This window comes from Parafrigoribacterium soli, from assembly GCF_040227235.1.
Classification (GTDB): Bacteria; Actinomycetota; Actinomycetes; order Actinomycetales; family Microbacteriaceae; genus Parafrigoribacterium_A; species Parafrigoribacterium_A soli.
This window is the reverse complement of the sequence record NZ_JBELNZ010000001.1, coordinates 603,054-614,816: the sequence shown is the minus strand read 5'-3', so window position 1 is coordinate 614,816 and position 11,763 is coordinate 603,054. Positions and strand designations below refer to the sequence as shown.

The window sequence follows — 11,763 nt, the reverse complement described above, 5'->3', positions numbered from 1 at the left end:
GAAAGGAGGCCGACGTGCTTCTTGAAGGAAAAAGCATCATCGTCACCGGCGGCAACAGTGGCATCGGCGAGGCAATCGTTCTTGCGGCTGCGGCGGAGGGCGCGAGCATTGTGATCGACTACGTCGCCAACCCGGACGAGACGAAGGAACTCGAAGCCACGGTCGAGAAACTCGGCGGCAAGGCCGTGGGAGTGAAGGCCGATGTCAGCACACTTCCGGGCATCCAGGCGCTCATCGATGCCGCGGTGTCGTCGTTCGGGCAGCTGGATGTGCTCGTGAACAACGCGGGCATCGAGACCCGCACCTCCATCCTCGACACGAGCGAGGAGCAGTTCGACCGGGTCATGGACATCAACCTGAAGAGCGCGTTCTTCGGCACGCAGTTGGCCGCGAAGCAGTTCCTGGCGCAGAAGACTCCGGGCCTCGTCATCAACATGTCATCTGTGCACGAGGACTGGCCGATGCCCGGCAACACCGCCTACTGCGTGTCGAAGGGCGGCATGCGGATGCTCACCCGCACCGCCGGCGTCGAACTGGGCGAGCACGACATCCGCGTCGTGAACGTTGCCCCGGGTGCCGTCGAGACGCCCATCAACGCCTCGACCATGAAGGACCTGAAGAAGCTCACGACGCTCGACAAGGCGATTCCGCTCGGCCGGATGGCGAAGGCGGCGGAGATCGCCGACCTCGTGATGTACCTGGCCTCCGGCAGACAGAACTACCTCACGGCGACGACCCTCGTGATCGACGGCGGTCTCATGCAGGGCAGCGTCGGTCTCTAGCCGAGTTCGGGCTTAGCCCAGTCGCACGGCGTCGGAGCCAAAGCCCGGCCCGGACGAGGTCGCCGACGAGGTTGCGGCGAGAGAGCCGAGCAGGGCGAGCGACCGTTCGCTCTCCGAGCCGCGCTCCGCGTGGTAGATCACGAGCAGTTGGCCCGCATCGCCGACGGGGAGCTTCTCTCGCCGGAGTTCGAGCATCCCCACTTCCGGATGCCGCATCCGCACGGGTGCGCCGGCGAGCGGCTTCACGTCGTGGCGCGCCCACAGTTGGCGGAAGTGCTCGCTGCGCAGCGACAACTCGCCGACGAGTTGTGCCACCGCGGGGTCGTCGAGGCGAGCGCCCACGGAGGTGCGGAACCCGGCGATCATCCCTTCGATAGCCTGATCCCAGTCGGGATACAGGTCCTGTTCCGCCGGGTCGAGGAACATCGCGAGAATGCGATTCTGGCCGACGCGGATGGTCGGTGACAGCGCGGTCGCGAGCGGATTCGTGGCGAGCACCTCGAAGAGTGAGCCCTCCACGAACGCGGGCAGGCCGATGGTGTCGAGCAACTGCAGGATGCCGACCGGCACCACTTCTCGTTTTGGCCGCCTCGAAGGCGCGCGCTTGGAGCCGGAGAGACTGAGCAGGAACTGCGTGGCTGGCGCATCGAGCCCGAACACGCGGGCGAGCGACTCGAGCACCTGGGACGACGGGTTGCGATCGCGGCCCTGCTCCAGTCGCAGGTAGTAGTCGGCACTGATGCCTGCGAGGGTCGCGACCTCTTCACGTCGTAGTCCTGGGGTGCGGCGCACCCCGGTCACCCGGATGCCGGCGTCGGCGGGGTCGACGAGCTGGCGTCGAGCCTTCAGATACTCTCCCAATGCATTCGACACGGCCATCCGTCCACTTTATGCGTGTCGCGTTCACCCACACTGGTCCTGCTACCCCCAGGATCGCGCGGGCACTGTCTGTGCCGCGGCGGCCGAAGCACAGTGGATGTGCGCCTCGCGACCGCGAGGCACGGGAGGACATCATGACAACACAGACACTCGCCGGCGGCACCTACCGCGTCGGCGATCTCGACCTCACCCGCGTCGGCTACGGCGCGATGCAGCTGGCCGGCCCCGGAGTCTTCGGGCCACCCAAGGATCGCGATGAGGCCATCGCCGTGCTGCGCGAGGTGGTCGCCCTCGGCATCACCCACATCGACACCGCGGACTTCTACGGACCGCACGTCACGAACGAGATCATCCGCGAGGCGCTCTTTCCTTACCCTCAGCAGCTGCACATCGTCACGAAGCTGGGTGCCCGACGCGATGATAAGGGCGGATGGCCGCATGCCCGCACTCCGGAGGAGTTGCGCACGCACGTGCGCGACAACCTCGCACACCTGGGGCTGGACGCACTCGATCTCGTGAACCTGCGGGTCGGCGCGGTCGAGGCTCCCGTGGAGGGATCGCTCGCCGAGGAGTTCGAGACGCTTGCCGAATTGCAGCAGCAGGGTCTCATCCGTCATCTCGGCGTCAGCAACGTCACCGCGGAGCAGCTCGCCGAGGCGCGAACCATCGCGCCGGTGGTGAGCGTGCAGAACTACTACAACCTCGCCCACCGGGATGAGGATGAGCTGGTCGAATACACGGCGGGGGAGGGCATCGCGTTTGTGCCGTACTTCCCGCTCGGCGGCTTCGCTCCGCTGCAGTCGGACGCGCTGAACTCCGTCGCGGCGCGGCTCGAGGCCACGCCCATGTCTGTGGCGCTCGCCTGGCTGCTGCAGCGCTCGCCGAACATCCTGCTGATCCCGGGCACCTCGTCCGTGGCGCACCTGCGCGAGAACGTCGCCGGGGCCGCGCTCGAACTGCCCGCGGATGTCGTGGCCGAGCTCGACGCGATCGGCCGGTAGCGGTCGCGAGGAGGATCAAGATCGATCGTTGACGTTTGCGCAGCCGCCTGCCATACTGGGCGGCTGCGCATTCTCACGGGACGACGACGAGAGCGTGCGCGAGCGACTGCGCCACCTCAGCGAATGTCGGTGGCGACGGGCACAGTAGGGCTCGATCGGCACGGTTCGGCAGCCCTGCCCGGGCTAACCACATCTTCAACAGCAACCATCACCCGACCTCTGGTGCGTTGCGGCTCGACGACCCCATCGACGAAAGACACCATGCTCGTAAAACTCCTCATCCGCTACCTGAAGCCCTATAAGTGGCTGCTGCTGGGCGTGCTGGTGTTCCAGTTCGGCTCGGCCATGGCATCCCTCTATCTGCCGAGCCTCAACGCCGACATCATCAACAACGGCGTGGCCAAGGGCGACACCGGCTACATCTGGTCCACCGGCGTCGAGATGCTGGTCATCTCCCTCGGGCAGATCGTGTCCGCGATCATCGCAACCTTCTTCGCGGCCAGAGCGGCGATGCTCATGGGCCGCGACATCCGCGATGGTGTCTTCGAGCGAGTCAGTGCGTTCTCCGAGCGCGAGGTCTCGCAATTCGGGCCGGGCTCCCTCATCACGCGCAACACCAACGACGTGCAGCAGGTGCAGATGCTCGCAATGATGGGCGCGACGATGCTCGTCAGCGCACCGCTGCTGGCGATCGGTGGCATCATCATGGCGCTGCGCCAGGATGTCGGGCTCAGCTGGCTCATCGCCGTCGCCGTGCCAGCGCTGCTGCTCATGGCCGTGCTCATCATCGGGCGCATGGTGCCGCTGTTCCGCCGCATGCAGCAGAAGCTCGACACCATCAACCGCATCATGCGCGAGCAGCTCACCGGCATCCGCGTGGTGCGCGCCTTCGTTCGCGAAGACATCGAGGCGAAGCGCTTCGAGGGCGCGAACCGCGACATCATGGTCATCGGCCGCAAGGTCGGAGAACTGTTCGTGCTGCTCTTCCCCCTAGCCATGCTGGTGCTCAACGTCACCGTGGTCGGCGTGATCTGGTTCGGCGGCATCCGCGTCGACAACGGTGACATCGAGGTCGGAACGCTCTTCGCCTTCATGGCCTACATCATGCAGATCCTGATGGGCGTGCTCATGGCGAGCTTCATGACCATGATGATCCCTCGCGCCGCAGTCAGCGCGGATCGCATCACCGAGGTGCTCGTGAGCGAGTCCACGCTGACGCGCCCCACGGATGCCGTCACCGAGTTTCCGACGCCCGGCACCGTCGAGTTCCGCGACGCCACCTTCACCTACCCCGGTGCGGAGCACGCCGTTCTCGCGGGAGTCACCTTCGCGGCGGCTCCGGGCGAGACGGTCGCGGTGGTCGGCTCGACCGGCGCGGGCAAGACCACGCTCGTCTCGCTCATCCCTCGACTCTTCGACGTGACGGCGGGTGCCGCGCTCGTCGGCGGCGTCGACGTGCGCCAGGCAGACCTCGACCGGCTCTGGAGCGGAATCGGGCTCGTGCCGCAGCGGCCGTTCCTGTTCAGCGGCACCGTCGCATCCAATCTCCGCTTCGGCCGCGAGGAGGCGACGGACGAGGAGCTCTGGCACGCACTCGAGATCGCACAGGGTCGCGATTTCGTCGCCGAGATGGAGGGCGGCCTCGATGCACGGATCGCGCAGGGCGGCACCAACGTCTCCGGTGGCCAGCGTCAGCGCCTCGCCATCGCCCGTGCCATCGTGCACCGGCCGACCGTGCTCGTCTTCGATGACTCGTTCTCGGCGCTCGACCTGACGACGGATGCCCGGCTGCGGCAGGCGCTCTGGCGAGAGTTGCCCGAGGTGACCAAGATCGTCGTCGCTCAGCGGGTATCCACGATCGTGGACGCGGACCGCATCGTGGTTCTCGACGACGGCCGCATGGTCGGCCTCGGCACCCACGACGAACTGCTCGAGACCTGCGAGACCTATCGCGAGATCGTCGAATCCCAACTCGGAGTGGAGGCCCAAGCATGAGCACCAGCACGCCCACCCCGCTCTCCGAAGAGGAGCGACTCGAACTCGAGCTCGCCGAACAGGCGCGCCTCGGAGCGGACGACTGGTCGAGCGTGAAGCCCGGCAAGGCGGAGAACTTCGGCAAGAGTTTCAGGCGCCTCATCGGCCTGCTCAAGCCGCACGCCATCGGTTTCGCCTTCGTCTCGCTCCTCGGAGCGGTCGGCGTCGTGCTCTCCGTCATCGCACCTAAGGTGCTCGGTGAGGGCACCAACATCATCTTCGAGGGCGTCATCTCGAAGATGATCCCGGCCGGCGGCACCAAGGCGCAGGCGGTCGCGGCTCTGCGCGCGAACGGCCAGGACGACCTGGCCAACATCGTCTCGGCCGCGCACATCACGCCCGGTCAGGGCGTCGACTTCATCGCACTCAGTCACGTCCTCATGTGGGTGCTCGCTCTCTACGCCGCCGCATCCGTGCTCAGCTGGCTTCAGGGCTACGTGATCAACGCGATCATGATGACCACGATGTTCAAGCTGCGCGAAGACGTCGAGGCGAAGATCAACCGCATGCCGCTCAGCTACTTCGACCGGGTGCAGCGCGGTGAGCTCATCTCGCGCGTGACGAACGACATCGACAACATCACCCAGACGATGCAGCAGTCGCTCTCCACCGCCCTGACCAATGTGCTCACCGTTCTCGGCGTGCTCATCATGATGTTCACGATCTCGTGGCAGCTCGCCCTTGTCGCCCTCGTGAGCCTGCCGCTCATGGCGGTCATCTTCGGCATCATCGGGCCGAAGTCGCAGAAGGCGTTCGGCATCCAGTGGCGGAAGGTCGGCCGGCTCAACTCGCGCGTCGAGGAGTCGTTCTCTGGCCACGCGCTCGTCAAGGTGTTCGGTCGTGAAGAAGATGCGCTCACCAAGTTCAAGGCAGAGAACCAGGAGTTGTTCGAGGCCTCGTTCAAGGCCCAGTTCCTCTCCGGCATGATGATGCCCGCCATGATGTTCGTCGGTAACCTCACCTACGTCGGCATCGCCGTGCTCGGTGGTCTCATGGTCGCGAGCGGCCAAGTGCGACTGGGTGACGTGCAGGCGTTCATCCAGTACTCGCAGCAGTTCACCCAGCCGCTGTCGGAGCTCGGTGGCATGGCCGCGGTCGTGCAGTCGGGCACCGCATCCGCCGAGCGCGTCTTCGAGATGCTCGATAGTGATGAGCAGGATGCGGACTCGGCGGACGCTCCCGCGCCGGCGAACGACGACGGCACCATCATCTTCGAGAACGTCGAGTTCTCCTATACGCCGGAGCGACCGCTCATCCGCGACCTGAGTTTCTCGGTCAAGCCCGGCCAGACCGTGGCGATCGTGGGACCAACCGGTGCGGGCAAGACCACACTGGTCAACCTCATCATGCGCTTCTACGAACTGAACGGCGGCCGCATCCTGCTCGACGGGCAGAACATCGCCGACCTGCGCCGCAGGGATGTTCGCGAGCGCACCGGCATGGTGCTGCAGGACCCGTGGCTGTTCGCCGGAACGATTCGCGAGAACATCCGTTACGGCCGGCAGGACGCCACGGACGAGGAGGTGCTCGACGCGGCGAGGACCACCTACGTCGATCGCTTCGTGCACTCGCTCCCCGACGGTTACGACACCGTGCTCGACGAGGAGGCGTCGAACGTCTCCGCGGGTGAGAAGCAACTCATCACGATCGCTCGCGCCTTCGTCGCGCGGCCGAGCGTGCTCATCCTCGACGAGGCGACGAGCTCGGTTGACACGCGCACCGAGTTGCTGCTGCAGCAGGCGATGGCCGCGCTGCGGGCCGGTCGCACCTCGTTCGTGATCGCCCACCGCCTGTCCACGATCCGCGACGCCGACCTCATCCTCGTGATGGAGCACGGTGACATCGTGGAGCACGGCAGTCACACTGAACTCATCGAGCGGAAGGGCGCCTACTGGCGCCTGTACAACTCGCAGTTCGAGCAGGCAGCGACGGATCTCGATGCCGCGGATGTGGCGCACGAGGGGCCGCAGGAAGTCCTCGACGCGGACTCAGATGACGCCGCTCTCGAACCGGACCGGGCCTAGGACGCGCTACTTCTTCGCCGAGTGCCTGGGGTGGTGGCCGGAACGAGAGTTGCCGGTCGACGCATCGCGCTGCGTGGCGGCCGCTGTCATGCTGGCCAACTCGTGACCCTCGTCCGGAGTGACCGGCGTGGCGGCGGTTGCCATGGTCGCGGAGAGCGGCGCGCTATCCACCGTTTCGAAGTGGAGAAGCGCCTCCTCCAGCACCGGGTAGCTCACCCACGATGACGGGTGCCCGTCGTCGAGCAGCATCGCGCCGAACCCGGCCTCGTTCTGTTCGATGAATCCCACGAGCTTGCGCGGGTCGTCCTCGCCGAGCCTCACGTCGCGCACCCGCCATTCGGTGAGCGAAATGGGCTGCAACTCGAGGTGTTCCACCCGGCGCTCAGAAGACGCGGGTGGCACGGGTGGATGAAAACGGATCGGCCCCGTATCGCCGAAGAATATTTCTCCCATGGGGTCTCTTTTCTGTTGTGCGGCGGGGGCCGCGGCGCTGTGATGGTGCCTCGCTGCTCTGCTCTGGCAGCCATTCTCAGTGAACGCCAGAAACGCCCCTGCGACAAGGGCTTGACTCGTGGTTCACCGTCCGTTAGCCGCGCTACTGCGCGGCCGGTGGCTCCGTGCGAAAGCCGATGCTCTTGTGTGTGCCGTCGCAATACGGCTTGATGTTCGAGACGCCGCAGCGGCACAGGGCCACAGTCTCGCGTCGGCGTTCGACCGGGTCGCCATCCGGTGTGGTGAGCTCGGCGGGGCCGCGCACCAGCAACGGTCCGTTCGGGCAGGCGACGATCTGCACCGGCCGCGGGTGCGATATCGGACTATCCATGGAGTACTCCTTCGTTGTGGCCGCGCTTCGGGGAGGCGAGCCGAGCGGCGAGCGTGCGCCTGGAGGAACCGGCCGCGGGTATGCGTGCACCCGAGTAGCGCACCCCTCCCCGCAGGCGGGCCGCCACAGCGAGCCAGACGCACACGGCTCGCTCGAGAATCCACACCGGCGCCCACAGGCTCGCCGTCGCTGGGAACACCTCGCGCCCGGAACCGCGTCGACGCCCGGCTTCCGCCACACCGATCGCGACGAGCCCGAGTGCCGCCAGCCGCGCTGGGGCGGCCGTGCACCACGCTACGAGGGGGAGCAGCGCCAGTTCCGCGGTCATCCGCGCGGGCTGAGCGAAGTCGTCGTAGGCCTGCCGTATCCGCTGTCGCCAGAAGTGGTCGGCCGATGGCGGCCGCCTGCTGACGAAGAGATCGTCGGCATGCAGAACTCTCGCCCCGTTCGCGCGCAGGGTGCGCATGAGTTCCAGGTTTTCGAAGAGCACGTCGCCGTCGTAGCCGCCCGCGTTCAGCAGCGTGGACCGGTTCACCGCGGCTGTTCCCGGGTAGTCGAACGCGAACGCACGATTGATCAGCGAACGAGCGGTATCCCAGCGGGCGTGCCACGGCAGGGGAGAGAAGTAGTTCTGGGGGAGCACGCAGTCCGCGCGCTCGAGCAGGTCGATGACTCGCCGCAACCCGTCGAGCGTGTAGCGCACGTCGTCATCGGCGAGAATCACACGCTCACTCCTGGCATGCCGCAGGCCCGTCATCACGCCCGCGACCTTACCGTTACGACCGGGCCACGGTTCGGGCGCGAGGTGGCGCACCCCACCGGACCAGGCGAGGGCGTGCGCGTCGAACAGCGGCTGCGGCGAACCATCGACGACCGTGACGGGCACCCATTCGCGCAGTCGCCCGAGGTAGTCGGTCAACTCGGCGAGCCCGGCGTCATCCGACCAGCGCAGCGGCAGGACGTATTCCGCGTCGGAAATGGCCGGCATGGCTCATACCAGCGTGTGCTGCCGGATGCGCAGGGACGAGCGACCGTTCGCCCACGCGTCCAGCATCTGGGCCCCCACCATGCCGTCGACGGTGAGGCAGGCGGAGGCACCGAACAGGATGTCGTCGAGAAGCGTCGGCTCCGCCTCGGCCAGTCCGCCGGCGAGGTCTCGTGCCGCAATCTGCTCGTGCACCGCATCCGCCTCAACGTGTTCGTCGAAGTACCAGGTGACCTCGCTGTCGAAGCCGAGCCGCCGGAAGCCGTTGCCGTACAGCCGATTGGGGATCGAGGAGGTCATCTCGAATGCGGCGAGGTGCCCGGCGATAGCGCCCCGCAGCCTGCGGTGCAGGCCGAACATCGACATCATGTTCACCGATGCCAGGGTGATGGCGGGCACGTCATCGATGTAGGCGCCATAGCTGTCGTCGAGGTCGAGCCCGCGCATGGTGATGCCGAAGATGACCGAGTGCATGCGGCCGGGGTCACCGCCGCCGTACTCGTCGGCCTGGATCTCGACGAGCGCCGCCTTGGCGCGGCCGGTGAGCCGGGGGATGGCCCAGCTGTGCGGGTCGGCCTCTTTCAGCTGGTAGATGGAGCGCTGGATGAGGAACTCGGCCAGTTGCTCGCGCGTGGCCTTCTGCGCAACGAACCGGGAGAGACTGGGGCCCGCGTCTTCTGCCGTGAGCGCGAAGAGCGTCTCGGCCACGGCATCCGCGGTCACCGGCGGACGTTCTGGCACGGCCACCCTGTCGCGAAGCACCCGCTCGAACCGTGACTCGATCTCCGTGCGCATCGTGAGCAGCATCGGATGCCACTCCCACGCCTCGTCCACTCCGTCGATGCCCAGGTAGTGGAGCTCGTACAGGCACAACAGCGTGAGCTGCAGGTCGTCGTCGAAGAGAAGCTCGCCTGTTGCGTTGAGCGCGGCGCGCGTCTGGGCAAGCGCGTTGGCGAGGTCGCCATCCACTGTGGACCCAGCGGTGTCTGGCCGCTGGCTGACTGACCGCAACAGCAGTGAGCTGATGGGCCCTCGGGCTTCGGGTGCCTTCATGTCGTCCTCCGTGGTGTACGCCAACGCAACAGGCGAGCTGCATCGAGTCAACGTGGAGGACGGTGAACCGACAAGGGCTTGACTCCACAGGTGGCGTCGGTTATTCGTGCCCGCGGAGTGACTCAGTGCACGGCGGTTCTGTGCACGGGTTCCAGCAACACGAGCGGGATCTCGCGCTTCGTCCGCGTCTGGTAGCCGGCGTAGTTGGAGTACCGGTTCGTGATGATCGGCCACAAGCGCGCACGCTCCTCGGACGTCGCGACTCGCGCGAGCATGGCGGTACGTGGACCGCGTTCGATCACCGCGTCGACGTTGGGGTTGGCGCGGAGGTTCAGAAACCAGGCCGGATGCCGGTCGTCGCCGCCGCGGGACGCCACCACCACGTAGGCGTCACCGTCGCGCAGGGGAGACGTCAGCATCGTGGTGCGCGCCTCGCCGCTCCGCCGCCCGATCGTCGTGAGCTCGATCACGGGCATTCCGCCGAAGTTCCAGCCGGCCCTGCCGCGAGTGACCCACTGCAGTGCCCTGTGTGCGGAATTCATGGCCTTGAGGGAGAAATCGCTCGGCATAATCGGGAGCCTACCCGCCGCGACGTGTCGGCGAGTGAGAGGCCGCGTCAGTGCCCTGTCGCAGTCGTCATGGTGAGCACCGTGGTTCCGTCGTCGTCGGAGAGTGCGAGCGACGCACGGAGATCGCCGAGCGCGCCCAGCGATTCGGCGTGAGTGCCTCCGCACGGGATGCTCGCGTCACCGTCCGGCAGTGCGCACTCCCAGTAGCGACGATCGGTGAGCAGGTCACCCTCGCGCCGGATGCTCACCTCGGCTTCCGTGGCGATCCAGTCGGCGAGAGTCGCATTCACCGCGGCCTCGATCGCGGGCAGGGCATCCGCGAGGCCATCGGAGACGAAGCCCTTGCGGCGCAGCGACTTGTTGAGACGGAAGGTGTCGACCGACCCGAACGGCACGATCGTGGAGGAGTCAATCGCGAGCTTGTCGAAGTCGGGCGCGCCCAGCGCGTCGGTGGAGGCCTCCTTCGTCCAGCGCTCGGCAAGAGCGCGATTGAGCGCGAGTGAGACGAGGTGGCAGCCGGTGTGCCCGATCGACAGGGAGCGGCGGTACTCGGCATCGACCTCGACCGTGACCTCCGCGCCGACCGCCGGCGCGGCGCCCTCGACGATGTGGGCCACCACGAAGGACCAGCCCTCGGTGCCCTTGCGCACGGGGATGTCCGAACCGAGGTGGAGGGCGCTGCCGTCGGTGGCGGCGACGACACAGTCCACGACGGGGAGAGTGCTGCCTTCCCATCGCAGGGTCGCGCGATCGGGGCCCTGGTCCGGCCAAGCGGCATCCACTGGATGGCAGGGAGTGGCATCCAGCAGCACGGCGGTGCGCCCATCTCCCCGCGGCTCGAGGTGCACGACGGTTGCTGAGCCGGTAACGGCACCGGAGGGGTAGCTGACGACGGTGTCGGTGCTGGGGAGAGGCATCCCTCTATTCTGCGGGCGAAGGCTGCGGGTGGTGGCACTCGCGGAGGAGGGCCGCAATCATCGCCTCGGCGATGAAGCTGCCGTACCGATCGAGCGACCATCCACGCTTCATCACCAGCAATTCGTAGAGCTCGGGGGAGCTGTACGTCCAGAGGACTTCGGCGGCGTGGTCCACGGTGATGCCAGCCCGGAGGTGCCCTGCTGCGGCGAGAGTACTGGCGTTCCGGGTCATGCGTGCCAGCCGCGCAGAACTCAGCTCCTCCAGCAACTCGGCCATCCCCGAGTCGGTGGCTGCAGCGTCGCGCAACAGCAGCAGGGTCGGTGCGACCAGGGGTGACACCTCGGCGGTGAGCAGGCCCCAGCCTTCGATGATGCTGCGCGGGTCCCGCGCCGAGTGCTGGAGTTCGTCAGACCGCGTCTCGGCGGGAATCGAGCCGCTGCCTGCCAGGCCCTTCTCGCAGATCGCGCGAATCATCCCGGCTTTGCCACCGAACGCCTTGTAGATCGTCTCGACCGACACTCCAGCGGCGGAGGCGATCGCGGCAACGGTGGTTCCGGCGAATCCGTCACGCAGGAAGAGCGCTTCTGCAGTGGAGACAATGAGGGCGCGGGTGGTTTGCGCCTGCAGCCCGCGCTGCGGGGAAACGTAGGGTCGTGTGGGCTTGACGGTGCTGCTCCTTAGATTCATACTTTCAG

12 protein-coding genes are annotated in these 11,763 nt (G+C 66.8%); 4 read left to right on the top strand and 8 right to left on the bottom strand.

The features are described 5' to 3' along the window. Positions 1–14 precede the first annotated feature (14 nt). Positions 15–782 carry an SDR family NAD(P)-dependent oxidoreductase gene (locus ABUA37_RS02960; protein ID WP_349897625.1) on the top strand — a complete coding sequence of 256 codons (768 nt, stop codon included), beginning with the start codon at positions 15–17 and terminating at the stop codon, positions 780–782. A gap of 12 nt (positions 783–794) precedes the next feature. Here the strand turns inward: ABUA37_RS02960 and ABUA37_RS02955 are convergent, their stop codons facing one another. After that, positions 795–1,661, bottom strand: coding sequence for a helix-turn-helix domain-containing protein (locus ABUA37_RS02955; RefSeq protein WP_349897624.1), 867 nt, complete (start codon positions 1,659–1,661; stop codon positions 795–797). Between the two features lie 134 nt (positions 1,662–1,795). On the opposite strand from ABUA37_RS02955, the gene ABUA37_RS02950 reads away from it, so the two are divergent. The 3 genes from ABUA37_RS02950 (at position 1,796) to ABUA37_RS02940 (ending at position 6,720) form a co-directional block, all read left to right on the top strand. Further along, positions 1,796–2,662, top strand: a complete 867-nt coding sequence (locus tag ABUA37_RS02950) for an aldo/keto reductase family oxidoreductase (RefSeq protein ID WP_349897623.1) — start codon at positions 1,796–1,798, stop codon at positions 2,660–2,662. A gap of 261 nt (positions 2,663–2,923) precedes the next feature. After that, a complete protein-coding gene (locus ABUA37_RS02945; protein ID WP_349897622.1) occupies positions 2,924–4,657 on the top strand; it encodes an ABC transporter ATP-binding protein in 1,734 nt (577 codons plus the stop codon). Continuing rightward, positions 4,654–6,720: an ABC transporter ATP-binding protein gene (locus ABUA37_RS02940; protein WP_349897621.1), complete on the top strand. Its 2,067-nt coding sequence runs from the start codon at positions 4,654–4,656 to the stop codon at positions 6,718–6,720. Before ABUA37_RS02945 ends, ABUA37_RS02940 begins: the two co-directional genes overlap by 4 nt. A 6-nt stretch (positions 6,721–6,726) precedes the next feature. On the opposite strand, the gene ABUA37_RS02935 is transcribed toward ABUA37_RS02940, so the two are convergent. From ABUA37_RS02935 to ABUA37_RS02905, 7 genes are all read right to left on the bottom strand, one after another. Beyond that, entirely contained in the window at positions 6,727–7,173 is a 447-nt protein-coding gene (locus ABUA37_RS02935; RefSeq protein ID WP_349897620.1) for a hypothetical protein, read from the bottom strand. Positions 7,174–7,315: 142 nt separating this feature from the next. After that, positions 7,316–7,543 carry a CDGSH iron-sulfur domain-containing protein gene (locus ABUA37_RS02930; protein ID WP_349897619.1) on the bottom strand — a complete coding sequence of 76 codons (228 nt, stop codon included), beginning with the start codon at positions 7,541–7,543 and terminating at the stop codon, positions 7,316–7,318. Beyond that, positions 7,536–8,531, bottom strand: coding sequence for a glycosyltransferase (locus tag ABUA37_RS02925; protein ID WP_349897618.1), 996 nt, complete (start codon positions 8,529–8,531; stop codon positions 7,536–7,538). The genes ABUA37_RS02930 and ABUA37_RS02925 overlap by 8 nt, the downstream gene beginning before the upstream one ends. Before the next feature lie 3 nt (positions 8,532–8,534). After that, positions 8,535–9,581: an iron-containing redox enzyme family protein gene (locus ABUA37_RS02920; protein ID WP_349897617.1), complete on the bottom strand. Its 1,047-nt coding sequence runs from the start codon at positions 9,579–9,581 to the stop codon at positions 8,535–8,537. Positions 9,582–9,703: 122 nt separating this feature from the next. Next, complete coding sequence (locus ABUA37_RS02915; RefSeq protein ID WP_349897616.1) at positions 9,704–10,150, bottom strand: nitroreductase/quinone reductase family protein; 447 nt, start codon at positions 10,148–10,150, stop codon at positions 9,704–9,706. A gap of 47 nt (positions 10,151–10,197) precedes the next feature. After that, positions 10,198–11,067 (bottom strand): alanyl-tRNA editing protein, encoded by an 870-nt coding sequence (locus ABUA37_RS02910; protein WP_349897615.1) that lies wholly within the window; start codon positions 11,065–11,067, stop codon positions 10,198–10,200. 4 nt (positions 11,068–11,071) lie between these two features. Next, complete coding sequence (locus ABUA37_RS02905; protein WP_349897614.1) at positions 11,072–11,755, bottom strand: TetR/AcrR family transcriptional regulator; 684 nt, start codon at positions 11,753–11,755, stop codon at positions 11,072–11,074. Between the last annotated feature and the right edge of the window lie 8 nt (positions 11,756–11,763).

Coding starts and splice junctions, on each gene's coding strand:
- ABUA37_RS02905 (WP_349897614.1), bottom strand. CDS start 11,755: ATGAATCTAAGGAGCAGCACCGTCAAGCCCACACGACCCTACGTTTCC.
- ABUA37_RS02920 (WP_349897617.1), bottom strand. CDS start 9,581: ATGAAGGCACCCGAAGCCCGAGGGCCCATCAGCTCACTGCTGTTGCGG.
- ABUA37_RS02940 (WP_349897621.1), top strand. CDS start 4,654: ATGAGCACCAGCACGCCCACCCCGCTCTCCGAAGAGGAGCGACTCGAA.
- ABUA37_RS02935 (WP_349897620.1), bottom strand. CDS start 7,173: ATGGGAGAAATATTCTTCGGCGATACGGGGCCGATCCGTTTTCATCCA.
- ABUA37_RS02955 (WP_349897624.1), bottom strand. CDS start 1,661: ATGGCCGTGTCGAATGCATTGGGAGAGTATCTGAAGGCTCGACGCCAG.
- ABUA37_RS02925 (WP_349897618.1), bottom strand. CDS start 8,531: ATGCCGGCCATTTCCGACGCGGAATACGTCCTGCCGCTGCGCTGGTCG.
- ABUA37_RS02930 (WP_349897619.1), bottom strand. CDS start 7,543: ATGGATAGTCCGATATCGCACCCGCGGCCGGTGCAGATCGTCGCCTGC.
- ABUA37_RS02910 (WP_349897615.1), bottom strand. CDS start 11,067: ATGCCTCTCCCCAGCACCGACACCGTCGTCAGCTACCCCTCCGGTGCC.
- ABUA37_RS02915 (WP_349897616.1), bottom strand. CDS start 10,150: ATGCCGAGCGATTTCTCCCTCAAGGCCATGAATTCCGCACACAGGGCA.
- ABUA37_RS02950 (WP_349897623.1), top strand. CDS start 1,796: ATGACAACACAGACACTCGCCGGCGGCACCTACCGCGTCGGCGATCTC.
- ABUA37_RS02945 (WP_349897622.1), top strand. CDS start 2,924: ATGCTCGTAAAACTCCTCATCCGCTACCTGAAGCCCTATAAGTGGCTG.